General features: G+C 68.7%; 24 protein-coding genes. 8 read left to right on the top strand and 16 right to left on the bottom strand.

From position 1 onward, the window contains the following. Positions 1–28: 28 nt before the first annotated feature. From HQ325_RS01050 to HQ325_RS01030, 5 genes are all read right to left on the bottom strand, one after another. A complete protein-coding gene (locus HQ325_RS01050) occupies positions 29–781 on the bottom strand; it encodes an oxidoreductase (RefSeq protein WP_222626340.1) in 753 nt (250 codons plus the stop codon). Between the two features lie 21 nt (positions 782–802). Further along, complete coding sequence (locus tag HQ325_RS01045) at positions 803–2,506, bottom strand: ABC transporter ATP-binding protein (protein WP_261777613.1); 1,704 nt, start codon at positions 2,504–2,506, stop codon at positions 803–805. Positions 2,507–2,510: 4 nt separating this feature from the next. After that, positions 2,511–3,437, bottom strand: coding sequence for an ABC transporter permease (locus HQ325_RS01040; RefSeq protein WP_222626339.1), 927 nt, complete (start codon positions 3,435–3,437; stop codon positions 2,511–2,513). A gap of 5 nt (positions 3,438–3,442) precedes the next feature. After that, positions 3,443–4,366: an ABC transporter permease gene (locus tag HQ325_RS01035; protein WP_027506699.1), complete on the bottom strand. Its 924-nt coding sequence runs from the start codon at positions 4,364–4,366 to the stop codon at positions 3,443–3,445. An 86-nt stretch (positions 4,367–4,452) separates the two neighbouring features. Continuing rightward, the gene (locus tag HQ325_RS01030) at positions 4,453–6,069 is read right to left on the bottom strand and encodes an ABC transporter substrate-binding protein (RefSeq protein ID WP_222628742.1); all 1,617 of its coding nucleotides are present in this window, start codon (positions 6,067–6,069) and stop codon (positions 4,453–4,455) included. A gap of 429 nt (positions 6,070–6,498) precedes the next feature. Here HQ325_RS01030 and acs point away from each other — a divergent pair, with 429 nt between their 5' ends. Then, complete coding sequence (gene acs / locus HQ325_RS01025; protein WP_222626338.1) at positions 6,499–8,466, top strand: acetate--CoA ligase; 1,968 nt, start codon at positions 6,499–6,501, stop codon at positions 8,464–8,466. Between the two features lie 69 nt (positions 8,467–8,535). Here acs and HQ325_RS01020 read toward each other — a convergent pair whose 3' ends face one another. Then, positions 8,536–9,828 (bottom strand): MFS transporter, encoded by a 1,293-nt coding sequence (locus HQ325_RS01020; protein ID WP_222628740.1) that lies wholly within the window; start codon positions 9,826–9,828, stop codon positions 8,536–8,538. 356 nt (positions 9,829–10,184) lie between these two features. Here HQ325_RS01020 and HQ325_RS01015 point away from each other — a divergent pair, with 356 nt between their 5' ends. Continuing rightward, on the top strand, positions 10,185–10,715 hold the full coding sequence (locus HQ325_RS01015; RefSeq protein WP_222626337.1) for a phage holin family protein: 531 nt from the start codon (positions 10,185–10,187) through the stop codon (positions 10,713–10,715). 24 nt (positions 10,716–10,739) lie between these two features. Then, positions 10,740–11,714, top strand: a complete 975-nt coding sequence (locus HQ325_RS01010) for an alpha/beta fold hydrolase (protein ID WP_222626336.1) — start codon at positions 10,740–10,742, stop codon at positions 11,712–11,714. Here HQ325_RS01010 and HQ325_RS01005 read toward each other — a convergent pair. From HQ325_RS01005 to nth, 6 genes are all read right to left on the bottom strand, one after another. Further along, on the bottom strand, positions 11,702–12,727 hold the full coding sequence (locus HQ325_RS01005; RefSeq protein ID WP_222626335.1) for an Rv1355c family protein: 1,026 nt from the start codon (positions 12,725–12,727) through the stop codon (positions 11,702–11,704). The two genes, HQ325_RS01010 and HQ325_RS01005, sit on opposite strands and share 13 nt — an antisense overlap. A gap of 16 nt (positions 12,728–12,743) precedes the next feature. Beyond that, positions 12,744–13,871 carry a GGDEF domain-containing protein gene (locus HQ325_RS22730; protein WP_222626334.1) on the bottom strand — a complete coding sequence of 376 codons (1,128 nt, stop codon included), beginning with the start codon at positions 13,869–13,871 and terminating at the stop codon, positions 12,744–12,746. Positions 13,872–14,081: 210 nt separating this feature from the next. Further along, positions 14,082–15,272: a MarP family serine protease gene (locus HQ325_RS00995; RefSeq protein ID WP_222626333.1), complete on the bottom strand. Its 1,191-nt coding sequence runs from the start codon at positions 15,270–15,272 to the stop codon at positions 14,082–14,084. Further along, positions 15,269–15,964, bottom strand: coding sequence for a CoA pyrophosphatase (locus HQ325_RS00990; protein WP_374107175.1), 696 nt, complete (start codon positions 15,962–15,964; stop codon positions 15,269–15,271). The genes HQ325_RS00995 and HQ325_RS00990 overlap by 4 nt, the downstream gene beginning before the upstream one ends. Further along, the gene (locus tag HQ325_RS00985) at positions 15,961–16,626 is read right to left on the bottom strand and encodes a TlpA disulfide reductase family protein (protein WP_222626332.1); all 666 of its coding nucleotides are present in this window, start codon (positions 16,624–16,626) and stop codon (positions 15,961–15,963) included. Before HQ325_RS00985 ends, HQ325_RS00990 begins: the two co-directional genes overlap by 4 nt. Continuing rightward, positions 16,623–17,309: an endonuclease III gene (nth, locus tag HQ325_RS00980; RefSeq protein ID WP_222628736.1), complete on the bottom strand. Its 687-nt coding sequence runs from the start codon at positions 17,307–17,309 to the stop codon at positions 16,623–16,625. Before nth ends, HQ325_RS00985 begins: the two co-directional genes overlap by 4 nt. A gap of 184 nt (positions 17,310–17,493) precedes the next feature. Between nth and HQ325_RS00975 the strand changes: the two genes are divergently transcribed. Both HQ325_RS00975 and HQ325_RS00970 read left to right on the top strand, forming a co-directional pair. After that, complete coding sequence (locus HQ325_RS00975; RefSeq protein WP_027506689.1) at positions 17,494–17,766, top strand: hypothetical protein; 273 nt, start codon at positions 17,494–17,496, stop codon at positions 17,764–17,766. Positions 17,767–17,915: 149 nt separating this feature from the next. Then, a complete protein-coding gene (locus tag HQ325_RS00970) occupies positions 17,916–18,590 on the top strand; it encodes a Crp/Fnr family transcriptional regulator (RefSeq protein WP_027506688.1) in 675 nt (224 codons plus the stop codon). Here the strand turns inward: HQ325_RS00970 and HQ325_RS00965 are convergent. Beyond that, complete coding sequence (locus HQ325_RS00965) at positions 18,587–19,387, bottom strand: MBL fold metallo-hydrolase (protein ID WP_222626331.1); 801 nt, start codon at positions 19,385–19,387, stop codon at positions 18,587–18,589. The genes HQ325_RS00970 and HQ325_RS00965 overlap by 4 nt on opposite strands. A 66-nt stretch (positions 19,388–19,453) precedes the next feature. Here HQ325_RS00965 and HQ325_RS00960 point away from each other — a divergent pair, with 66 nt between their 5' ends. Then, positions 19,454–20,338, top strand: a complete 885-nt coding sequence (locus HQ325_RS00960; protein ID WP_222626330.1) for a Gfo/Idh/MocA family protein — start codon at positions 19,454–19,456, stop codon at positions 20,336–20,338. Positions 20,339–20,347: 9 nt separating this feature from the next. On the opposite strand, the gene HQ325_RS00955 is transcribed toward HQ325_RS00960, so the two are convergent. Continuing rightward, the gene (locus tag HQ325_RS00955; protein ID WP_222626329.1) at positions 20,348–20,809 is read right to left on the bottom strand and encodes a RidA family protein; all 462 of its coding nucleotides are present in this window, start codon (positions 20,807–20,809) and stop codon (positions 20,348–20,350) included. Between the two features lies 1 nt (position 20,810). After that, positions 20,811–20,975 (bottom strand): hypothetical protein, encoded by a 165-nt coding sequence (locus HQ325_RS00950; RefSeq protein WP_197027831.1) that lies wholly within the window; start codon positions 20,973–20,975, stop codon positions 20,811–20,813. Between the two features lie 41 nt (positions 20,976–21,016). Between HQ325_RS00950 and HQ325_RS00945 the strand changes: the two genes are divergently transcribed. Both HQ325_RS00945 and HQ325_RS00940 read left to right on the top strand, forming a co-directional pair. Then, positions 21,017–22,063 (top strand): ArsA-related P-loop ATPase, encoded by a 1,047-nt coding sequence (locus HQ325_RS00945; RefSeq protein WP_308117883.1) that lies wholly within the window; start codon positions 21,017–21,019, stop codon positions 22,061–22,063. Next, the gene (locus tag HQ325_RS00940) at positions 22,060–23,184 is read left to right on the top strand and encodes an ArsA family ATPase (protein WP_222626327.1); all 1,125 of its coding nucleotides are present in this window, start codon (positions 22,060–22,062) and stop codon (positions 23,182–23,184) included. The genes HQ325_RS00945 and HQ325_RS00940 overlap by 4 nt, the downstream gene beginning before the upstream one ends. A gap of 10 nt (positions 23,185–23,194) precedes the next feature. Here HQ325_RS00940 and HQ325_RS00935 read toward each other — a convergent pair whose 3' ends face one another. Further along, a complete protein-coding gene (locus tag HQ325_RS00935) occupies positions 23,195–23,854 on the bottom strand; it encodes a S1 family peptidase (RefSeq protein WP_222626326.1) in 660 nt (219 codons plus the stop codon). Positions 23,855–23,861: the final 7 nt, after the last annotated feature.

The raw sequence follows: 23,861 nt of genomic DNA, 5'->3' as shown, positions 1-23,861 counted from the left end.
AACTCGGCAGCGTCGCCCGTTTCATGTGTCAGACGGAATTGTCCGCGATGGTGGTCGCCTCCGCGGCGCCGGCCTCGAAGGTACCGCAGCACAACAACACCCAGCTTCCGACTCCCTGCTCGGTGCCGCGTGCGAATCCGTCGGCTCCGGTGCGGTACGCGGCGAGCCGCTTCGCCCAACTGATCTCCGGGACGCCCAGATTGTGGGGGTCGAAGCCCGTGGACACGGCCACCAACCGCGAGGCTGCCCGGGCCACGATGCCGTCGGCCGTGCCGAAAGGCTTCAGCGCCAGCAGTTCTCCGTGCACCACGGCAGCCAGCACCGGGGCGGGCGCCTTCGTGGCGCCGGTCACGAGATCGGCCAGGAAGGCCAGACGGTCGGCTGCGTCCGCGCGGGGACGCCCGAGATCGTCCTGCGTCGTCGCCAGATCCGCGGCGGCCAGGAGGTGCAGCCGTGCCAGTGCCTGCAGCGGCGCCCGCTGCCAGACGCCCACCATGATGGGCAGCGCGTCACCGTCGAGGGCCTGAGCCACCCGCAGCGCGCCGGCCAGCAGGGGCGGCGCGGCGTCACCCTCCTCGGGCATCGCCGTCGACGATCCCTCCATGGCGGCGGAGGCACGCGCGGCCCGCACCGCGGCCTCGGCCGCCGTCGCCTTCCATCCGCGCCGGTTGGCCTTGTGCCGGTGGACCTCACCCAGCGCGTTCCGCGCCCGCTCGGCGGCGTCGCGCACCCCCTCGAGCTCCAGGATCGGGCCGAGGGGATCTGTGGCTGAGCTGGTCATCCGGTCAGGCTATCGGTGGTCCTACGTCGCGGTGGATCCGGCGTTCCGCTCGGCCGCCATCAACTCGGCACGTTCACGGCGCCGGACGGCCTGCTGCTCCGGGTCCGGGACGGGCACTGCGGCGAGCAGTCGCTTCGTGTACGGGTCGGCCGGTGAGCGCAGGATGGTGTCGGTCCGGTCGAACTCCACCAGCTTGCCCGCACTCATGACGGCGATGCGGCGAGCCAGCACCTCCACCACGGCGAGGTCGTGGCTGATGAACAGGCACGCGAAGCCGTACTCGCGCTGCAGCTCCTGGAAGAGCTCCAGCACCTTGGCCTGCACGGACACGTCGAGCGCAGACGTCGGCTCGTCGGCGACGAGCAGGGTGGGTTCGAGAGCCAGCGCGCGGGCGATGCCGACACGCTGACGCTGGCCGCCCGAGAGCTGGTGGGGGTAGCGGTTGCGCATGTCCCGCGACAGGTGCACCTGGTCGAGCAACTCCTCGATCTTCGTGTTGCGCTGACCACGGTCCATCTCGGTGTGCAGCAGCATCGGCTCGCCGATCGACTGACCGATGGGCCACCGCGGGTTCAGCGACGACCCCGGGTCCTGGAACACGATGCCGACCTTGCTGCGCACCGGACGCAGGTCGCGGGTCGACATCGACGTGATGTCGGTACCGGCGATGGACAACGATCCCGAGTGCAGCTTGAGCAGGCCGACGGCAGCCTTGCCGATGGTCGACTTGCCCGATCCGGACTCACCGACCAGGCCGACCACCTCACCCGGCTCGATGGTGAGGCTGACCCCGTCGACGGCGCGGAAGCCGCTCGAGCGACGCGCACCCGGATACTCGATGACGGCGTCGACGAGTTCGAGCGCGTACCGCACGTCGGGAGTGTCGTCGGTGCCCGCCTGCCCGGTCCGGGAACCGAGGTGGGGCACCGAGGCGAGGAGTTCGCGGGTGTAGGCGTGATCGGGCCGATGGAAGATGTCGCCGGAGGTGCCCTGCTCGACGATGTCGCCACCGCGCATGACGAGGATGCGGTCGGCCATGTCGGCGACCACGCCCATGTCGTGGGTGATGAGCAGGATCGCCGCGTTCACCCGACCGCGGAGGTCGCGCATGAGCTGCAGGATCTCGGCCTGCACGGTCACGTCGAGCGCCGTGGTCGGCTCGTCCGCGATGAGCACGGACGGCTCGGACGCCAACGCCTGGGCGATCATCGCGCGCTGGCGCTGGCCACCGGACAACTGGTGCGGGTAGTACTTGACGCGCTTCTCGGGCTCCGGCATCTCGACGAGCCGCAGCAACTCGATGACGCGTTCCTTCGCCTGCGCCTTACCGAGCTCACTGTGCGCGCGGATGGCCTCGGTGATCTGCCACCCGATGGTGTAGACGGGGTTCAGAGCCGTCATCGGCTCCTGGAAGATCACGGCGATGTCCTTGCCGCGCACCGAGTTCAGCTCGCGTTCCTTCAGGCCGGTCAGTTCGCGACCGTTGAGCGTGATGCTGCCGCTCACGCGGGCGTTGTCGGCCAGCAGGCCGGGCACCGCCATGGCGGTGGTCGACTTGCCCGAGCCGGACTCGCCGACGATGGCGAGGATCTCGCCCCGAGCGAGGTCGAACGAGACGTCGCGCACGGCGGTGCGCCAGGTCTTGTCGACCTCGAAGTCGATGGTGAGGCCGGACACGCCGAGCACGGGTCCGTCGTCGGTTCGAACGCTCTTGTCGAGACTCATTGCGTCAGCTCCGTTTCGGGTCGAGCGCATCTCGCAGCGCATCGCCCATGAGGATGAAGGCCAGCACGGTCACCGACAGGAACCCGGCGGGGAAGAGCACCAGGTGCGGCGAGGTGGAGATGTAGTTCTGGCCGAGGTTGATCTGCAGGCCCCACGAGATCGCCGGCAACTGCAGCCCGATACCCAGGTAGGACAGCGTGGCCTCGGCCGCGATGAACGTGCCGACGGCGATGGTCGCGTACACGAGCACGGGTGCGAGGGCGTTGGGCAGGATGTGGCGGACCAGGATGCGGAACGTGCTCGCGCCCAGTGCCTGTGCGGCCTGCACGTACTCGCTCTGCTTGATCGAGATGACCGACGAGCGGACCAGTCGCATGGCCGTCATCCACCCGAAGGCGATGAGGGCCAGCGCCACCGTGGTGACGGTCCGCTCACTGGTGACGGTGAGCAGGACCAGCGCGCCGAGCAGGAGCGGGATGCCGAAGAAGATGTCGGTGAAGCGAGCGAGCAGGCTGTCGAGCACGCCGCCGAAGTACCCGGCGAGCGCGCCGATCAGGACGCCGATGATCAGCACGCCGACGACGGCGAGCAGTCCGATGGTCAGCGAGATGCGGGCGCCGTAGATGACGTTGGCGTAGTAGTCGCATCCCTGCAGGTCCGTTCCGAACCAGTGCTCGGAGCTCGGCGAGAGCCGCGTGTCCGACAGGTCGCAGGCGCGCGGATCGATGCCGCGAGCGAACAGCTGCGGCACCACGGCCATCAGGACGAGGACCGCGGTGATGACGGCTCCGAACCAGAAGAAGACGCTGCGGCGCAGCTTCTTCCACGCGTTGCCCCACAGGCTCGCCTGGCCTACCAGCTCCTGGGCCTCACCGGTCACGACGTTGCCCGGCTCGCCCTCGGCGGCGGCATGCTGTGCATCGTTGGTCATAGCGCCTACTCGTATCGAATTCGGGGGTCGAGGAGCGCGTAGAGCACGTCCACGACGAGGTTGAAGAAGATGTAGAAGAACACCATCAGCGTGACGATGCCGACGACCACCGCACCCTCCTGGCGCTGCACGGCGTCGAAGATCGCGCGTCCGAGACCCGGCAGGTTGAACACCGACTCGGTGACGATGGCGCCGCCCAGCAGTGCGCCGATGTCCGCGCCGATGAACGTCACGACGGGAATCATGCTGTTGCGCAGTGCGTGCCGCAGGACGATGCGCCGGTACCCGACGCCCTTGGCACGCGCGGTGCGGATGTAGTCCGCCGCCATGGCCTCCGACACCGCGGACCGCGTGAGACGCGCGACGTACGCCATGGACAGCGACGCCAGGACCAGGCCGGGCAGCAGGTAGCTGTACCACCCGTCGTTGATACCCGCGATGGGGAACAGGTCGAACTTGTAGCCGAAGAGGTACTGGGCGACGAAGCCGAAGACGAACACGGGAACCGACACCAGCAGCGTCGTCGACACCAGCACGAGGTTGTCGAAGAAGGAGTTGCGGCGCAGACCGGAGAGCACACCGGCCGCGATGCCGATGACGGCCTCGAAGACGATGGCCACGATGGTCAGCCGCACCGTCACCGGAAGACGCTGGGAGATGGTGTCGAGCACCGGGCGCCCGGCGAAGTCGGTACCGAAGTCACCCTGCAGGAGCCCGCCGACGTACTTGACGTACTGCACCAGGAACGGGTCGTCGAGGTTGTACTGCGCACGCAACTGCGCGACGACGGCCGGGGCGAGCGGGCGATCGCCCGCGAGCGCGCGGATGGGATCGCCGGGAAGGGCGTACACCATCGCGAAGATCAGGAACGAGGCGCCGATCAGGACCGGGATGGTCAACAGCAATCGGCGCGTGATGAAGCGACCCACTGGGTTCTCCTCTTCGGGGTCTCACGGTTCACGCGTCGGTGGGGCGCCCTGCGTCTGCACGGCGCCCCACCGAGTCGAGAGGGAGGTCAGCTGACCGTGACGTCCGCGACCTCGATGTCACCGAACAAATCGATCTTGACGTTGTCGACCCGCTCGCTCCACACGGCCTGGTTCAGACCGTAGAAGAGCGGAGTGGCCGGCAGGTCGCGGAACAGGATGTCTTCGGCCCGCTGGTACTCGGTCGTCGCGGCGTCGATCGACTCCGCGTTGTTGCCCTGCGAGAGAGCGGCGTCGAACTCCGGGTTGGAGTAGAAGCTGACGTTCGAGCCGGCCGGCGGCAGTGCGGCCGAGCTGTAGACGGGCGACAGGAAGTTGTACAGCGACGGGTAGTCCATGATCCAACCCGAACGGAACGGACCGGTCATGCCCTGAGCGTCCTGCAGCGGGAGGTACTGCGCGAACTGCAGATCGCCACGGAGCACGTAGTCGACTCCGAGGTTGGTGCGCAGCTGGTTGCCCACGGCGGTCATCCAGGTGTCGTGTGCCGCACCGGCGTTGAACCACAGCTCTACCGGCTGCGAGCGGTCGAAGCCGGCCTGGTCGAGCAGCGTGTTGGCCTGAGCGGCGTTCAGCTCGCACTTGGTGCCGCAGGCGTCGTCCCGGTAGCCGTCGACGACGGGCGAACCGAAGGAGGTGGCCGGCGTGCGGGTGTTGGTGAAGATGGCCTCGGTGATGGCCTGACGGTCGATCGCCATCGAGAACGCCTCACGCACACGGGGATCCGAGAAACGCGGGTCGTAGGTCGGGAACGCGAGCGAGGTGATGTCGGGGCGAGCGCGCTCGCCGTACCGGTCACCGAACTGGTCACGTGCGGTCGCCCAGGCGTCCGGCGGCAGATCCAGCATGACGTCGAGGCCGCCGGCCTGGACGTCGGTGTAGCCGGTGCTCAGCTCCGTGTAGACCTTGAACTGCACGCCCTGCGACTGTGCCGGGTTCTCACCCTTGTAGTCGTCGTACTTGGTCAGGGTGATGCCCTGGCCCTCGACGAAGTCCTCGTCGGCCTTGAACGGGCCGTTACCGATCGGGCGACGTCCGAAGGCGTCGGGATCGGTGAAGAACGCCTCGGGCAGCGGCGAGAACGCGCTGTAGCCCAGGGTCACCGGGTAGATCGCGAAGGGCTCCTTCAGAGCCACGCGAATCGTGGTGTCGTCCACGGCCTCGAGGCCGGTCATCGTGGTCGCGGTGGGCTCAGCGCCCTCGGCGGCCTGCAGATCGTCGTAGCCCTGGACGTTCTCGAAGAAGTACGAGGCACCGAAGGCGTTGGTGCTCAGCGCGGTGTAGTTCCACGCATCGACGTAGGACTTCGCGTCGACGGGCGTGCCGTCGTGGAACGTCCAGTCCGGCTTGAGCTTGATCGTCCAGTTCTGCTGGTCGTCGGACTCGACCGACTCGGCGACGCCGGTGTACTCGACCTCGCTGCTCTCGTCGTCGTAGTTCACCAACGGCGTGAACAGGGCCTTGAGGACCTGGTTGCCCTCACTCTCGGTGGTGTTACCGGGAACGAGCGGGTTCTCGGGCTGGCCGATGTACAGGCTGTAGGTGCCCTCGGCGCTCGAGGACCCACCCCCGCCACCACACGCCGCGAGCATGCCCACGGCGGCGATGGCCACCGAGACCACCGCGATCGTCTTCTTGACTCTCAACATGTCCTCCATCGAATCCGGCACGAACAGGGTCGACTGCACGCACCGTCCGCGGGTGGTCCGCGGGTGTCGGGTGGGCCACGGGCGATGACCGGCGTGACCCGGATATTTGCTTGACTTTAGACACACTCACAAAGGTCTGTCGTGCACTCCCCCGAAATCGGAACGACCCGGGTCCGCCCCGAAATACGGACGTAACCTGACAGGACTGGACCTCACCGGTCAGACAGCCTGATGAGAGGCGATTTCGGTGTCTCGTCACCATCCATCGCTGCTGCACACCGCCCGTCGCGCAGAACGCACCTCTCGCCGCACGTCCCGGGTCGCAGCCCTCTGCAACGGTGCGGCGCCGGTCACACGTGACTACCCTCACAGTCGCGACACACCGAACCGAGACACCAGTTCTTCCGAGAGGGGCCAGGTACCACGATGACCGAGACCGTGACCGACGACGGCGCGACCAGGGACACGGAATCGGAGCACCCGGTGTCCTATCCCCCAAGTGACGACTTCGTCGCGCAGGCCAACGCCGGATCCGAGCTCTACCAGGCGGCGAAGGACGATCGCCTCGCGTTCTGGGCCGAGCAGGCGAACCGGTTGCACTGGCACACCCCGTTCGAGCAGGTGCTCGACTGGTCGGACGCCCCCGTCGCGAAGTGGTTCGTCGGCGGTGAACTGAACGTCGCCTACAACTGCGTCGACCGGCACGTGGTCGAGGGCCGCGGCGACCAGGTGGCGATCCACTGGGAGGGCGAGCCCGGGGACAGCCGCGAGATCACCTACTCCGACCTCCTCGCCGAGGTCAGCCGCGCCGCGAACGCCTTCACCGATCTCGGGCTCGTCTCGGGTGACCGCGTCGCCATCTACATGCCCATGGTCCCCGAGGCCATCGTCTCGATGCTCGCGTGCGCCCGCCTCGGACTGACCCACAGCGTCGTCTTCGCAGGCTTCTCGTCCTCCGCACTGCGCTCGCGCATCGACGACGCCGAGGCCAAGCTCGTCGTCACCACCGACGGCCAGTGGCGCCGCGGCAAGGCCGCGCCGCTCAAGGACTCGGTCGACGAGGCCGTGAACGGCGCCGCGTCGATCGAGCACGTCCTGGTGGTCAAGCGCACCGACATCGACGTGCAGTGGACCGAGGGCCGCGACCTCTGGTGGCACGACACCGTCGGATCCGCCTCCCCCGAGCACGAGGCGCAGGCGTTCGACTCCGAGCACCCACTCTTCATCCTCTACACCTCGGGAACCACGGGTAAGCCCAAGGGCATCATCCACACCTCCGGCGGCTACCTGACGCAGACCGCCTACACGCACCATTACGTCTTCGACCACAAGCAGGGCAAGGACGTCTACTGGTGCACGGCCGACATCGGCTGGGTCACCGGGCACAGCTACATCGTCTACGGCCCGCTGGCCAACGGCGCCACGCAGGTGGTCTACGAGGGGACGCCCAACTCCCCCGACGAGCACCGGCACTGGAACATCGTCGAGAAGTACGGCGTCACCATCTACTACACGGCGCCCACGCTCGTGCGCACATTCATGAAGTGGGGACGACAGATCCCCGACGCACACGACCTCTCCTCGATCCGCCTGCTCGGCAGCGTCGGCGAACCCATCAACCCCGAGGCGTGGCGCTGGTTCCGCGACGTCATCGGCGCCGGCAGCGCTCCGATCGTCGACACCTGGTGGCAGACCGAGACCGGCGCGATCATGGTCTCGCCGCTGCCCGGCGTCACCGCCACCAAGCCGGGATCGGCCCAGACACCGCTCCCCGGCATCTCGGCCGCCATCGTGGACGACGACGCGAAGATGCTCGGGCCCGGCGGCAACGGGTACCTCGTACTCGACGAGCCGTGGCCGTCGATGCTGCGTGGCATCTGGGGCGACATGGAGCGCTACAAGGACACCTACTGGTCCCGCTACGCCACCGAGGGTTGGTACTTCGCCGGTGACGGTGCGCGCTTCGACGACGACGGCGACCTCTGGGTCCTCGGACGCGTCGACGACGTCATGAACGTCTCCGGTCACCGCATCTCCACCTCCGAGGTGGAGTCGGCTCTGGTGACCCACCCCGGCGTCGCCGAGGCAGCCGTCGTGGGTGCGGCGGACGAGACCACCGGCCAGGGCATCGTCGCCTTCGTCATCCTGCGCGAGGGCATCGAGAACACCGGCGACGCGCTGATCGCCGAGCTGAAGGCTCAGGTGTCGAAGGAGATCTCGCCGATCGCCAAGCCGCGACAGATCACGGTGGTCCCGGAGCTCCCCAAGACGCGCAGCGGAAAGATCATGCGCCGCCTGCTCCGCGACGTCGCCGAGGGCCGGGATCTGGGCGACACCTCGACCCTCGTCGATCCCGCCGTCTTCGACGCGATCGCCAAGGCCGGCCAGAAGTAACCACGCGTCACGCAGAGAGAGGGGCTCGTGCACCGAGTGCACGAGCCCCTCTCTGCTGTCGGCAGTCCGTCAGGACACGGTGTCGAGATCGCGTCCGCGCGTCTCCTTCATGACGACGAGTGCGAACAGCGTCAGTGCCGCGGCGACGGCCAGGTACACGCCCACCCACGCGACGCCGTAGGAGTTCACCAGCCAGGTCGCGATGAACGGTGCCACAGCAGCACCCAGGATGCTGGCGGTGTTGTACGAGATTCCCGATCCGGTGTAGCGCACGTTGGTCGGGAACAGCTCCGGCAGTACAGCACTCATCGGTCCGAAGGTCAGACCCATCAGCGCCAGCCCGACGCACATGAACAGCAGCATCCGGCTCTCGGTCGCGGACTCGGGAGCGGCGAACCACTTGAACGACAGGCCGAACAGGATGATCGCGGTGGTGATGACGATCAGCGTGATGCGGCGGCCGAACCGATCGGCGAGCCATCCCGAGACGGGGACGAATGCGGCGAAGAACAACACCGAGATGAGCTGCAGACCGAGGAAGTCGGTGTAGGCGATGGTCACGGCGACACCGCTGTGATCGACTACCTTGCCGGTGCCGTAGCTGACCACCCACGTCGTCATGACGTAGAACAGCGTGTACGTCGCGAGCATGACGAACGTGCCCAGGATCAGCGGACGCCAACTGGTCTTGAAGACTTCTGCCACCGGCGTCTTGACGCGCTGGCCGTTGGCCACGGCGCGCTTGAACACCGGTGTCTCCTCGAGCTTGAGTCGCACGTAGAGGCCGATGATCACCATGATCGCGCTCAGCAGGAAGGGCACACGCCATCCCCACGTGAGGAAGGCGTGGTCCGATCCGGACGTCTTGGAGTCGTAGTCCATCGACAACGTCAGGATGAGGAAGATGCCGTTGGCCATCAGGAAGCCGATGGGCGCGCCGAGCTGGGGCCACATCGCGGCCCAGGCCCGCTTGCCCTCCTTGGCGGTCTCGGTGGCGAGCAGTGCAGCGCCCGACCACTCGCCGCCCAGGCCGACACCCTGCGTGAAACGCATGAGCGCCAACAACATCGGGGCGATGATGCCCACGCTGTCGTACGTCGGCAGCAGACCGATGAGGAAGGTCGCGACGCCCATGGTGAGCAGGGACCCGACCAGGGTCGCCTTCCGGCCGATGCGGTCACCGAAGTGTCCGAAGAGCACCGAACCGATGGGGCGGGCGACGAAGGCGAGGCCGAACGTCGCGAAGGACGCGAGCAGGGCCGTCGTGTCGTTGCCCGCGGGGAAGAACAGCCGGGGGAAGACGAGGACGGCGGCGGTGGCATAGATGTAGAAGTCGAAGAACTCGATGGAGGTTCCGACCATCGAGGCGACCACGATGCGACTGCGAGGTACGCCGTCCACTGCATCGAGATCGGTGTCCGGACCGGCGATGTTCGAACCGTCGGGGTTCGGAACGCGGTCCGCGGAAGTGCTTGTCACGGGTTTCTCCTGTTGGGAGGCGGGTTCGTCAGCAGGAAGTTACCCGACGCATCGTGACGTGAGGGCCGATACCGGCCACTCGGTTCGTGAGCGCTCACCACGCGGGGACCGACGTCCGGCGGGACCGGCCCCGCCCGGCGGCGATAGTGTGAGCCCCGAACGGGTAAGGACATAGGGTTGGCCGGTATCGCCGGACGATCACTGTCGAGCGCGACGAACATCTTCGAAGGGACTTGCACGTGAGCAGCAGCCGAGGCACCGACACGAGCGGTCGGACGACCGCTCCGGCCAGTATCTCCTCGATCCCGCTGACGGACGTCGACAGTCGCAGCAACCCCGCCACGGCCAGCATCGGCACGCTGGTCAAGGACGCGACGACGCAGGTCTCCACGCTGGTTCGCGCCGAGGTCGAGCTGGCGAAGGCCGAGGTCACCGGCGAGATCAAGAAGGGCCTGCAGGGCAGCGTCCTCTTCATCCTCGCGCTCGCGGTCCTCATCTTCAGCTCGTTCTTCTTCTTCTTCTTCCTCGCGGAGCTGCTCAACGTGTGGGTCACCCGGTGGCTCGCATTCCTCATCGTCTTCCTCGTCATGGTGGTCATCACGGCGCTGCTCGCGTTCCTCGGCTACCTCCGGGTGAAGAAGCTCCGCAAGCCCGAGAAGACCATCGACTCGCTGAAGGCGGCCTCCTCGGTGCTGCCGGGCCAGGGCGACGGCGCAGCGCCGAAGAAGCAGCTGGACGCGCTCGACGTGCGCGCCCCGCTCTCGCGCTGACACCGCGCCCGCGTACCGACGACAGTGGCCGCACCCGACCCGTCGACCGTCCGATATCCCGGCCCGTGGCAGCACCGCGACATCCGCGCCAACGGCATCCGGTTCCACATCGCCGAGGCAGACACCTCGACGTCTGCCGACCCGGAACGCCCTGATACGAACCGACCCGCACCGCTGGTCATCCTCGTCCATGGTTTCGCCGACCTGTGGTGGTCGTGGCGCCATCAGCTGACCGCTCTCGGCGCCGCCGGCTATCACGCCGTGGCGGTGGATCTGCGGGGCTACGGCGACAGCGACAAGCCGCCTCGCGGCTACGACGGCTGGACCCTCGCCGGTGACGTCTCCGGCCTCGTTCGCGCGCTCGGACACTCCGAGGCGGATCTTGTCGGGCACGCCGACGGCGGACTCGTGTGCTGGGCGACCGCGGCGCTGCATCCTCGCGCGGTCCGCTCGATCTCGCTGATCGCCTCACCCCATCCGATCTCGTTGCGGCGAGCGGCGATCCGGGACACGGCGCAACGTTCGGCGCTGCTGCCGTCGTTCCTGCGCTACCAGGTTCCGCTGGCTCCGGAGAGGACGCTCGTCGCCGACGACGGTGCCGAGGTGGAACGACTCGTCCGCGCGCGCTCGTCCGCGCAGTGGCAGTCGTCCGAGGAGTTCGGGGACGTCGTGTCGAGGATGCGGTCGGCCATCCGGATCCCCGGCGTCGCGCACAGCACGCTGGAGTATCAGCGCTGGGCGTTCCGCAGCCAGTTCCGTTCCGACGGACGCCGCTTCCGCGCCGCGATCGACCGGACCGTCGATCTACCGGCGCTGCAGATCCTGGGATCCGCCGACCCGTACGTCCTGCCGACAACGGCGCGCCGCGACTCCCACTGGGCACCGCAGCTCGTGGAGCATCGCGTGACGGGATCGGGGCACTACGTGCACCAGGAACGCCCGGACGAGGTCACCGACGTTCTGCTGCGCCATCTCCGAGCGAGCGGTCAGCCCTTGTAGGGGTCGACGAGGGTGCTCTCGATGATCGCCTCGAGACCGACACGGACGCGTCCCGACGGAGGCGGTGTCCCGCGCCCGAACAACCGCACCACAGCGGCCACCGACGCGCCGCCCAGCGCCACGTCACTCCCCAACTGCGGCCACGTCGACAACGTCGTACCGATGTCCGGCAACGATGCCGCCATGCGCGGCGTGATGCGCTCCATCTCGAGGATGCGCCCCGCCAGTGGCGCCTTCTCCCGCGGCGTCATCCCCGCGACCGCCGCGGCGTCGACGTCGCCGAGCAACCCGTGGAAGTACGGTCGGTCGGGCTCGAGGTCGTAGCGCTCGATGTCGAGCACGCCCCCGTCGCTGGTCTCCATGATCACGGGAATCCCGCGGCGACGGCACTCCTGCCGCACCAACACCTTCGCGTCGATCGAGTCGCACTCCTCGACGACGATGTCGAGATCGGCGAGGAAGGCGTCCGTCGTCGCCTGGTCGATACCCGTCGGGAACGTCGTCACCTCGAGGTACGGATCCAGTTCGGCGATGCGGCGAGCCGCCAGCACCGCCTTGTTCACCCCGAGATCGAAGACCGAGGCCGGGACGCGGTTGAGGTTCGACAGGTCCAGTTCGTCGAAGTCGGCCAACCGGAGCTCGCCGCACAGCCCTTCGAGCGCGAGGGTGTGCGCCACCGCGTGGCCGACGCTCAGACCCACGACACCGATGCGGAGACGCCGTGCGGCATCCTGCTCGTCGACGGTGATCTTGTTGCGATTCCGGTCCAGTCGGAGCAATCGGAATCCGCGCGGACCGAGCACCCGCACGAGCGAGCGACGCCAGGGGTAGTGCACCCAGCGGGTCGGCTCGTCGAGAAGCTCGGACGGCGGTGTGGGCAACAGCGCGCCGAGCGACCGCAGCTGCTCGGCAGTGGTGTCCAGGATCGCGTCGCCGCCCATCTCCGACAGCAGGCGACCGAGAATCTCGTGATCGCCCGAATCGGTCGGGTCCAGGACGCGATGTTCGTTCATGCTCATTCCTCTACCGTCACCGATGGGGTTCCGTCTTGTCGCGACGCTGCACCGGCGTCACGGTCGGTGACCACCGGACGACGTCCTCCACAGCGAAAGCCACCCGATCACGGCCCGCGGTCTTCGCCGCGTACAGCGCGCGATCGGCTGCGTAGGTCAGTCGGTCCAGGGTGGCCTCGACGTCGTTGCCACCTCTGTCGTCGAATACCACGTTCGCCTGCGCCACACCGATACTGACGGTGACATCGCACGCAGAGCGGACGCTCTCGAGCACCCTCTCCTCGAGTGCCGCGACGGACGTGCTGAGTCCGAGCACCAGGAACTCCTCACCGCCCAGTCGGGCGACCACCGCGTCCTCGGGGACGCAGGCCGCGATCGCCTCGGCGACCGTCGTGAGCACGACGTCCCCGGCGGCGTGCCCGCGAGTGTCGTTGACGGACTTGAAGTGGTCGACGTCGACGAGCGACACGACGATGGCGTCGTCGTTCTGCGACGCCTCCGCGAGCATCACGCCCACTCGGGGCAGCATGCCGCGGCGGTTGAGCAGCCCGGTGAGCGGATCGGTGTTGGCCAGAGTCTCGAGGCGGGCGGTCACCGATTCGAGCGAACTGCGCATCGTGGCGATCAACACCGCCGGCACCACCACGGTGGTGACCGCGGCGCCGGCGGCGACGAACCGCACCGCGCCCTCCGAGCCGTTGATGCTCAGTGCCGTCGCCATGACCACAGCGGCACCCGTGAGCGAGATGGTGACCTTCGGCGGGGATCCGGACGCCGCGATGGCGGGCACGACGGCCAGCATCGCCGTGACCGCGCGGGACCCGGACGGATCGGCGATCAGATAGGCCGAGATGGCCACGCCGACCATGCCGCCCGATCCCAACACGGTGAACTGCCGATCGGACAGACGTCCCGAACGGAGGGTGATACCGACCGTGACCACCGTGAAGGCCACGATGACCATCAGAACGGGCAGGGTGCCCGGCCGCAGGAATGTGGGCTGGAGAATCGCGATGATGAGCAGGGGCAGCGCGCCGGACGCGCTTGCCATGACCGCCTTCGACCGCGTGTCGAAGTGGTTGCCGGCCGCCTTCAGCTGCCGACCGCCGCGGCGGCCCATCCTCGTCTCGTCTCCCGTCGTCACCGTCATCCGTCACATCCCGACCCCGCACGACGGACGTGTGGGCCACCGTTGGATGTTTCCCCGCGAATCGCAGAACCAATCGGCCACACGATCATGCCCCCGAATCACACCCTCATGGCTCACCACGTGACGGAGTACCGCATCCCCTCGTCACCGTCGTGGTCACGGTACGCGGTGCGAGCGCGTCACAACGTGACAGCCGACGCATCGTCACCCCACGCAGGATCCCGTACCGGCGGGTTGCCCGTTCTGCAGCCCCGTTGCCACCTCGTCGGCGACTTCTGCTGCGGTCAACACGAATCCGGTATCGGAGTTGTCGACCGCGGCGCCGAAGACGACGCCGAGAACGGTGCCGTCGGTGGCCACCAGGGGTCCTCCGGAGTTGCCCTGCCGAATCGATCCGCGCACGGTGTAGACCTCTCGGTCCACCGTCCCTGTGCGGTAGATGTTCGGCCCGGTGAGGTTCAGCGTCTCGCGCACCCGCGCGGACGACGCCGTGTACGGGCCACCCCCGGGGTACCCGAGGACCACTGCGTCGGTTCCCGACTCCGCAGGCTCCGTCGCGAAGGGCAGGACGTCGGCAGTCAGATCCGGCACGCTGAGCACCGCGATGTCGACGGCGGGATCGAACAGGACGACGTCCGCGTCGAGCGGGCCGTCCGCGGTGTCGACGGCCACCGACGACGTGCCGGCGACCACGTGCGCGTTGGTGATGACCCGGCCCGGCCCGATGACGAAGCCGGAACCCTCGAGCGCCTTCTGGCAACTCTCGGCGATACCACGGATTCGCAGCACGCTGTCCTGGAGGTCCGCCGCGATCGGCGACGCCAGCACGCTCGGATCCGGCGGTCCCACCTCGGCCACGGGCGTGCGACCGAAAGGACCGATGACGTCGGGGAGGCCCGACGTGTCGAGCAGGGCCGAGAACTCGTTGGGGATCTCGCGAACCCACTCTGGAGCCACGTCGTCCACCGCGCCGAGGATCGACGATCCACGCACGGCCGCGGCGATCTGCGGTTGCGACGCCGCGGTGAGTGGCACGGCCAACAACCAGGCCGCGACGAGCACGGCCACCGCCTGCAGACCGGCGCCGATGACACTGTCCACCGAACGCGCGGCCGGGCTGTGGATTCCGCTGCGCAACGCCCGGCCCAGCACCATGCCCGCGATCTCGCCGACGATCACCATGACGACGATCAGCGCGACGCCGACGAGCACGCGCATCCGACCCTCCTCGACGTGGTCGAGCACGCGCGGCGCGAGAAGGATGCCGGCGACGGCACCGAGGACGACGCCGAAGAACGCGAAGGCGGAGGCGACCGCACCCTGCCGCCATCCCGACGACGCCGCGAGCAACGCCACCAGCGCCACTCCGATGTCGAGCCAGGTCGATCCCGTCACGGGTGCAACTCCTCACCGACGGCGGCGAGCGACGTCTCGAGGTCCCGGACGTCCTCGGTGTCCCAGGGGGCACCCCAGCCCGCCGTCTCGAGGACGCCGGACAACACTCCGGCCGTGAAACCCCACACGAGCATTCCTCCCACTGCGAACGCCGGGCCTCGATAACCGAGGGGGTGGCGCACCACGAATCTGTTCACCGGATCGAGAAGGTCGGTGAGCGGCACGGCCACCACACGCTCCGTCTCGGCGGTGTCCACGACGGACACCTCGCTCGGGACGCGCCAGTAGGCGATCACCGGCGTCACCTCGAAGCCCGACGGGGGCACGAAGATGGAGTCGAGGACGGTGAGCGGCTCCACGCCGTCCGGGTCCACGCCGGTCTCCTCCTGCGCCTCCCGCAGAGCGGTCCCGACCGGTCCGTCGTCGCCGGGATCGGCTGCGCCGCCGGGAAAGGCGACCTGACCGCGATGTTGCCGCAGCGAGGACGCACGTTGAGTCAGCAGCACGGTGGCGTCGGTGGGCAACTCCGCCGCGTCGGGCCGCCCGCCGAAGAGCACCAGCACCGCGGCCGGTCTGCCCGTCGCTCCGTCCGGTGCGTGGCGGGCGATCACCGGGTTGCTCGCGTCGTCGCGCACGGTGTGCACGGCGGCCAGACGGGACAGCCACGGCGGCGTGCCCGCGGGATCCGTCACGCCGAGACTCCGAGGTGGGTGCGCACGGCGTCCGCGATCTCGTCGACGGAGCGGAACGGCTGCGGGAGAACCGCGGCGACGGATCCGTCGGCGGCGAGCAGCACGCTGACGGGCAACACGGCCGGAGCTCCGACGGCAGCGGCGACGGCAGCGGACGGATCCTGCACGCCGGGTAGTCGGACGCCGTAGTCGGCCAGTCGGGTCAGGGCGTTGCCCTGGCGGGGATCCTCGTGCACCGTCACCACGGTAACGGCACCGCCCGCACGCTCGGCGTACTGCTGCACATACGGCAGTTCCTCCGCGCACGGGCCGCACCAGTAGGCCCACAGGTTGAGCAGAGTCGGTGTGCCGGCGACGGCCGCACCGAGATCGACCGGCGCTCCGTCGGCCAGGCAGGTGATGCGCAGACCGGCCAGTGGGCCGGCGGGCGCCGGGGCGCCGGACGTCGGCACGGGGCACGCGGCGAGCGCGGCCTCGGCGCGCAAGGGGGCCAGCTCCGTGTCCGTCGCGTCGTCGGTGGGCGCCGCGCCGAAGGTGTCGCGGTAGTCGGCGAAGCTCGTCGGTCCCGTCGAATCGTCCCCGCGCGGCCAGATGGCGACGATGAGGGCGACGACCACCACGAGCGCGGCCAGGCTCCACCTCGCCGCGGACGACCTGCTCACGTCTCGATGCCGGCCAGGGCGAGGATGTGGTCCGTCTCCGGCCCCTTCACCAACGCCGCGGCCTTGACGGGGTCGGTCGGCCCCAGCCCGTACGACGGGCAGTCCTTCGCCAGCAGGCAGACACCGCACGCCGGCGTCCGCGAATGGCACACGCGGCGGCCGTGGAAGATCACGCGGTGGGACAGGATCGTCCACTCCTTGCGCGGGATCAGCGCACCGATGGCGTGCTCGACCTTGACCGGATCCTCCTCCTCGGTCCAGGCCCAGCGGCGGACGAGTCGGCCGAAGTGGGTGTCGACCGTGATGCCGGGAATGTCGAACGCATTGCCCAGAACCACGTTGGCCGTCTTGCGCCCGATACCGGGCAGCGTCACCAACTCCTTCAACGACGCGGGAACCTCCCCGTCGTACCGCTCGAGCAGCTCGCGCCCCAGCCCGATGAGGGAGTTGGCCTTGTTGCGGTAGAAGCCGGTGGACCGGATGTACTCCTCGAGCTCCGTCCGGTCCGCCTCGGCGTAGTCACGGGCCGAGCGGTACTTCGCGAAGAGTGCCGGCGTGGTCTCGTTGACCCTCTTGTCGGTGCACTGCGCGGACAGGATGGTGGCCACCGCCAGCTCGAGCGGAGTGGTGAAGTCCAACTCGCAGTAGACGTGCGGGAAGACCACGCCGAGGCTGCGATTCATCCGGCGTGCCCGGCGCGTGAGCGCGAGGGCGGACTCGTCCCGTTTGCCCACGTGAGAGGGACCGGCGGCTGATTTCTGCACGCCACGACTCTACGGAACGCCCCCGACAGCACGCTCCGGTCGTGTCCGCACCGGTGACCCCGCCGTGTTCTTTTCGAGACGTCGACAGTGTTTACTCCTCGGTATGCAAGCACTCGCTGTGGTTCTGTTCCCGGTCTTGCTGATGCTGTTCGCCCTCGCCATGGAGCGCTTCGAGGCGCGGCTGAACCGCGCAGGAGTCCGCGAGCAGGAGGTCCAGGAATTTCTGGACGCCGCCAGTTCCGCCGAGGTCGCCACCCTGGCCGCGGAAGGTTTCCCGAACGCTCTCGCACGCTTCCGCACCCGACGTCGCCGCGGTGGCGACGTCATGGAGGAGGACGTCGCACTTCTCGACGACAGGGCACGCCGCGCCAGCTGAGCACCTGCCGACACGGCCCCGGTCCGACGCCGACGCGTCGAGGGTGGCTGTGATCACTCCTGTGGCCGCCCGGCGACGTAGACTCCGACCGGACACATGAAGACGACACATTCGTAGATCTGCCGATCTTTCAGGGCAAGGGAGTACACGTGGACGAGGTACTGGCACGAGCCGGCATCTTCCAGGGGGTCGAGCCGTCTGCGGTGTCGGCGCTGACCAAGCAGCTGCAACCGGTCGATTTCCCGCGTGGCCACGTGGTCTTCAACGAGGGAGAGCCCGGCGATCGGCTGTACATCATCGTCAGCGGCAAGGTGAAGCTCGGCCGCCGCTCCCCCGACGGTCGCGAGAACCTGCTGACCATCATGGGTCCGTCGGACATGTTCGGTGAGCTCTCGATCTTCGATCCCGGCCCCCGCACCTCCACCGCCACCACGGTCACCGAGGTGCGCGCGGTGAGCATGGATCGCGACGCCCTGAAGGCCTGGATCGATCAGCGCCCCGAGATCGCCGAACAGCTGCTCCGTGTACTCGCCCGCCGGTTGCGCCGTACCAACAACAGCCTGGCCGATCTCATCTTCACCGATGTTCCCGGCCGCGTCGCCAAGGCACTGCTGCAGCTCGCACAGCGTTTCGGCACCCAGGAGGCCGGCTCGCTGCGCGTCGTCCACGACCTCACGCAGGAGGAGATCGCTCAGCTCGTCGGCGCCTCGCGCGAGACCGTGAACAAGGCGCTCGCCGACTTCGCGCACCGCGGCTGGCTCCGCCTCGAGGGCAAGAGCGTGCTCATCTCGGACTCCGAGCGACTCGCTCGGCGCGCGCGCTAACCGCGCAGATACGTCAGCTGGGCCTTGACCGACATCCGCGCCGCGGGCCACAGCTTCTTGTCGACGTCCGCGTAGACGTGACGCACCACCCTCAGGGGGGTGGCGTCGGGTCCGAGGACGTCGAGCGCCGCCCGCACCTGATCGAGCCTCTGTTCGCGATGGGCCCGGTAGTCGCGGGCAAGTACCGCGGTGTCGGGCTGGTCCGGTCCGTGGCCGGGCAGCGCGACGCGTCCCTCGCCGAGTTGTTCTAGTCGGTCGAGTGAGGCCAGGTAGTCCCCGAGATCCCCGTCCTTCCCGTCCAGGACGGTCGATCCGGCACCGAGAATGGTGTCGCCGGTCAGCACCGCGTCGTCGAGGACCAGGCTGACCGAGTCTGCGGTGTGGCCCGGTGTCGCCGCGACGGTGAGCTCCACCCCGGCAGCCGCGATCACCTCGCCGTCCACCAGGGGTGCGGAGTCACCTCGGAGACACGCCGACGTGACCGCACGCACCGGTGCGGACGTCAGCCGGTGCAGCCGGGCGATACCGCCCGTGTGATCGTGATGGCGATGGGTGATCAGGATCAGCGCGACGCGACCCTGCTCCGCGATGCGATCGACGTGCGACCGGGACCGCGGGCCCGGATCGACCACGATGCACTGCTCGTGACCCGGGGCTCGCAGAATCCACGTGTTCGTGCCGTCCAGCGTCATCTTCCCGGGGTTCTCTGCCAGGAGGACGGACGCGGTCGACGTCACGCGCCGCAGCCGTCCGTACGCGGGGTGCTTCTCCGATGCCGAGGGATCCTTCTCCGCCATGCGACCACTGTGCCAGGCAGCAGACGCAGGTTCGATCCCGACCGGGGGAGAACCTAGGCTCCCAGCATGAGAATCGGTCTGATCGGTGCCGGACCCTGGGCTCGTCAGGCCGCGGCACCCGCACTCACCGCGCACCCCGACGTGGAGTTCGCCGGCATCTGGGCCCGTCGTCCCGACGCCGCGACACACACGGCTCCCGAGGTGCCGTACGTCGACGACGTCGACGCCCTGATCGAGTCGGTCGACGCCGTCGCGTTCGCGGTACCCCCCGAGGTGCAGTTCGATCTCGCCCTCCGGGCGACTGCCGCGGGTCGACATGTGTTGTTGGACAAGCCGATCGCAGGTTCCGCGGCGGATGCGGCCACTCTCGTCGCCGCGATCGACGAGGCCGGGGTCTCGTCGATGGTCACTCTGACGCGGCGATTCGCGCCCGAGACCCGAGCCTTCCTCGACGCCGTGCGCGGCACCGGGGTCGCGACCGTGACGGCGACCTGGCTGTCCGGTGCTCTGCTCGGCGGCGACTACGCCGGCTCGACATGGCGGCAGGAGGGCGGCGCCCTCATGGACGTGGGCCCGCACGTCCTCGATCTCGCGATGGAAGTGCTCGGACCGATCGAGTCCGTGGCGTGGGCGAGGCGCGACGAAGCGTCCGACACGTGGTCGCTGGCTCTGCAGCACGAGAGCACCGGTGGCGTCCGGACGAGCCTGGTGACGCTGTCCATGCGGACGCCCGTGCGCCCGTCCGTGCTGCGGGTCGGCGCGAGCGGACCGGGCGGGCTGGTCGAGTTGTCGGACCGCACGACGCCACCCGACCGGTGTTACGCGGTGCTGCTCGACGAGTTCCTGGAGTCCGTCCGGACCGGCACCCGCCACGGGTGCTCGGCACATCGCGGACTCGCTCTGCAGCGCGTCATCGAGCAGTGCCGGACCCTCGTGGCGAGCGGCCGGTGACTCGCCCCGTCAGGCAGGTGCGACCTCGACGATCATCTCCACCTCGACGGCTGCGCCGAGGGGCAGTTCGGCGACTCCGACAGCCGACCGAGCGTGGATGCCGGCGTCGCCGAACAGCTCACCGAGCAGGTTCGAGGCACCGTTGATCACGCCGGGCTGACCGGTGAATCCCGGTGCCGACGCGACGAATCCGACGACCTTGACGATGCGGACGACCGAGTCGATGCCGACCAGTGCGTCGACCGCAGCCAGTGCGTTCAATGCACAGACGCGGGCGGCGGCGGTCGCGTCCTCGGCCGACACCTCGGCTCCCACCTTGCCGGTGGCGGTCAGCGCGCCGTCCACCATGGGCAGCTGGCCCGAGGTGAAGACGTGGTCTCCCGACCGCACTGCGGGAACGTACGACGCCACCGGCGGCACGACGGGCGGAAGGGTCAGCCCGAGCTCGGCGAGCTTCTCCGTCACACCCATGTCAGCTCTTCGGGCGCTTGAAGTAGGCGACCAGGTTCTCGCCGGTGGGGCCGGGCATGACCGTGACCAGCTCCCAGCCGTCGGCGCCGAAGTTGTCGAGGATGGCCTTGGTGTTGTGGATCAGCAGGGGTGCGGTGAAGTATTCCCACGTCGTCGATGCGCTCATGGCAGGAGCCTATAGCGCACCGGGTCAGTAAGGTCGAGGACGTGTCGGAGACAGCAGGTGCGACGTCGCACCCCACCGGATCGATCCCCCAGGCGGAGCGAGGATGGCCGCCCGGAGCGGACCGCGCGCGACTGCACTTCGTCTCGGGCAAGGGTGGGACGGGCAAGAGCACCGTCGCCGCCGCGCTCGCCCTGGCCCTCGCCGCAGGTGGGCGCAAGGTTCTGCTGGTCGAGGTCGAGGGGCGCCAGGGCATCGCCCAGCTCTTCGACGTCCCGCCGCTGAGTCCGGTGGACACCAAGGTGGCCTCCGCCGACGGCGGTGGTGAGGTGTACGCGCTGGCAATCGACATCGAGACCGCGTTCCTCGAGTACCTCGACATGTTCTACAACCTCGGCTTCGCCGGCCGGGCGATGCGGCGGGTGGGTGCCATCGAGTTCGCCACCACCATCGCGCCCGGTCTGCGCGACGTGCTCCTCACCGGCAAGGTGAAGGAGCGCGCGGTTCGCACCGAGAAGAACGGTCGCCTGCTCTACGACGAGATCGTCGTCGACTCACCGCCGACGGGCCGTATCGGGAGCTTCCTGGACGTGACGACGGCGATGCGCGATCTCGCCAAGACCGGCCCGGTCCGATCGCAGAGCGAGGGTGTGGTGAAGCTGCTCCACTCCGAGCAGACGCTGGTGCACCTGGTGACGCTGCTCGAGGCGCTGCCGGTGCAGGAGACCGCCGATGCCGCCGCAGAACTCGCGGCAGCCGATCTCCGACTGGGCACCGTGATCGTGAACCGCACCGAGGAGTCGTTCCTCCCGGCGGAGGCGCTCGACGAGGCGGCCTCCGGGAGTCTCGACGCCGCCGCGATCGAGAAGAAGCTCGCGGATGCCGGAATCACGCTGTCGGAGGACGACTTCGCCGGCCTGCTGACCGAGTCCATCGAGCACGCGTCGAGGCTCGCCGCTCAGCGCGAGAGCGAACAGCGTCTCGGTGACCTCGCGGTGCCGCGCCTGACGCTCCCGGCACTGGCCGACGGGATGGACCTCGGCGGACTGTACGAGCTCGCCCACCACCTCACGGAACAGGGAGTGCGATGAGCACCGTCCCCACTCTCGACATCGGGTCCATCCTGGACGATCCGTCGTCACGGATCGTCGTGTGCTGCGGGTCCGGCGGTGTCGGCAAGACCACGACCGCGGCGTCGATGGCGTTGCGGGCCGCGGAGAACGGGCGCCGGGTCGTCGTGCTGACGATCGATCCCGCACGGCGGCTGGCCCAGGCTCTCGGCGTCGGCGAGCTGGACAACACTCCGCAGCCGGTCGCTCTCGGACCCGGCGCGACCGGCGAACTGCACGCGATGATGCTCAACATGCGTCGGACGTTCGACGAGATGGTCATGGAGCACTCGACGCCGGAGAAGGCTCAGCAGATCCTGGACAACTCCTTCTACCAGACTGTGGCGTCGTCCTTCTCGGGGACGCAGGAGTACATGGCGATGGAGAAGCTGGGGCAGCTCGCGGCCAGTGGCGACTGGGATCTCGTGGTCGTGGACACGCCACCGTCGCGCAACGCGCTGGACTTCCTCGATGCCCCGCAGCGTCTGGGCTCGTTCCTGGACGGCCGCATGATCAAGCTGCTGATGGCCCCGGGCCGCGGGCTGGGCCGGGTGGTCACCGGTGCCGTGGGTCTCGCGATGCGCGGCGTCTCCTCCATCGTCGGCAGCCAGATGCTCTCCGACGCTTCCGCTTTCGTGCAGTCGCTGGACTCGATGTTCGGCGGCTTCCGTGAACGTGCACGCCACACGTACGACCTGCTGCGTCAGGACGGGACCCACTTCGTCGTCGTCGCGGCCGCGGAGCCCGACGCGCTGAGGGAGGCGTCCTTCTTCGTCACCCGCCTGTCCGAGGACGGCATGCCGTTGGCCGGACTGGTGCTCAATCGCACGCACCCGACGCTGAGCTCGCTGCCGTCCGACCACGCCGTCACCGCCGCGGACCAGCTGGACGCCGAAGGCACCCCCGAGGCCGCTCTGGCCGCGGGAGTGCTTCGCGTGCACGCGCATCGGGCCGTGACCGCGAAGCGCGAGATCGGACTGCTGCGTCGTTTCACCGCCGCGCACCCCCGCGTTCCGGTCGTGGGGGTGCCCTCACTGCCGTTCGAGGTGTCCGATCTCGACGCTCTGCGTGCCGTCGCCGATCAGCTGACGGGCACCGCCTGAGCCTTCGGGCTCAGGCGGTGAGACGCAGGCCCGCGCCGGGGCCGCCGCTCTCGTCGATCGCATGCAGGATCGACGCCAGGTCGGTGACGACGGCGGGGCCGATGCAGGGCGCCACCAGGTAGGCGTTCACCATGCCGACCACCGAGGTCCCTCGCATCACCGGTGCTCCGGAATCCCCTGCGTTCACGCACACCTGCGCGAACACCTGCTGGGAGTTCAGGACGTCACCGTAGGAGGGTCCGCACGTCGCACCGGTCGTACGCCCCTGCTTGCACACGGTCTCGGCCAAGCGTGCGGGATCCCCGACAGTCGTGATGGTGGTGCTGCCGACAGAGGCCACCGGAGCCACCCGCTCCGCGTCGAACTCGATGATCGCCGTGTCGTACGCGGGCAGGGCCGCGACGACGAAGCCCACATCTCCTGCGGCGGAGTCGCTCTCGCTCGCCACGGTGTCACCGACCCGCCCACAGTGACCTGCGGTGAGCCCGATGGTGCGCCCGGCGGTGTCCGCACCGATCACGTTGAGCGTGCACAGGGTCTGTCGTCCGTCCTGCGTCAGGACGAGTCCCGAACCCCCGCCCAGCTCCACGCGCTCGGCGGCGGAGGCCAGTGCCCCGCCGCCGAGAACGAACGAGCAGAGGACGGCGAGACCGACCAGAAGTACTCGCACCGGTGTG

Origin of the sequence: Rhodococcus sp. BP-349, assembly GCF_019835845.1 — a bacterium.
Lineage (GTDB): Bacteria > Actinomycetota > Actinomycetes > Mycobacteriales > Mycobacteriaceae > Rhodococcoides.
The sequence above is the reverse complement of the archived record's forward strand: the minus strand, read 5'-3'. Positions and strand labels throughout refer to the sequence as shown.

Bases quoted from the DNA above. Each gene is read 5' to 3' on its own strand.
- nth (WP_222628736.1), bottom strand. From the start codon at position 17,309: ATGAATCGCAGCCTCGGCGTGGTCTTCCCGCACGTCTACTGCGAGTTG.
- HQ325_RS01045 (WP_261777613.1), bottom strand. From the start codon at position 2,506: ATGAGTCTCGACAAGAGCGTTCGAACCGACGACGGACCCGTGCTCGGC.
- HQ325_RS01005 (WP_222626335.1), bottom strand. From the start codon at position 12,727: ATGAACGAACATCGCGTCCTGGACCCGACCGATTCGGGCGATCACGAG.
- HQ325_RS01050 (WP_222626340.1), bottom strand. From the start codon at position 781: ATGACCAGCTCAGCCACAGATCCCCTCGGCCCGATCCTGGAGCTCGAG.
- HQ325_RS00940 (WP_222626327.1), top strand. From the start codon at position 22,060: ATGAGCACCGTCCCCACTCTCGACATCGGGTCCATCCTGGACGATCCG.
- HQ325_RS00960 (WP_222626330.1), top strand. From the start codon at position 19,454: ATGAGAATCGGTCTGATCGGTGCCGGACCCTGGGCTCGTCAGGCCGCG.
- HQ325_RS00975 (WP_027506689.1), top strand. From the start codon at position 17,494: ATGCAAGCACTCGCTGTGGTTCTGTTCCCGGTCTTGCTGATGCTGTTC.
- HQ325_RS00965 (WP_222626331.1), bottom strand. From the start codon at position 19,387: ATGGCGGAGAAGGATCCCTCGGCATCGGAGAAGCACCCCGCGTACGGA.
- HQ325_RS01040 (WP_222626339.1), bottom strand. From the start codon at position 3,437: ATGACCAACGATGCACAGCATGCCGCCGCCGAGGGCGAGCCGGGCAAC.
- acs (WP_222626338.1), top strand. From the start codon at position 6,499: ATGACCGAGACCGTGACCGACGACGGCGCGACCAGGGACACGGAATCG.
- HQ325_RS00955 (WP_222626329.1), bottom strand. From the start codon at position 20,809: ATGGGTGTGACGGAGAAGCTCGCCGAGCTCGGGCTGACCCTTCCGCCC.
- HQ325_RS01020 (WP_222628740.1), bottom strand. From the start codon at position 9,828: ATGGTCGGAACCTCCATCGAGTTCTTCGACTTCTACATCTATGCCACC.
- HQ325_RS00950 (WP_197027831.1), bottom strand. From the start codon at position 20,975: ATGAGCGCATCGACGACGTGGGAATACTTCACCGCACCCCTGCTGATC.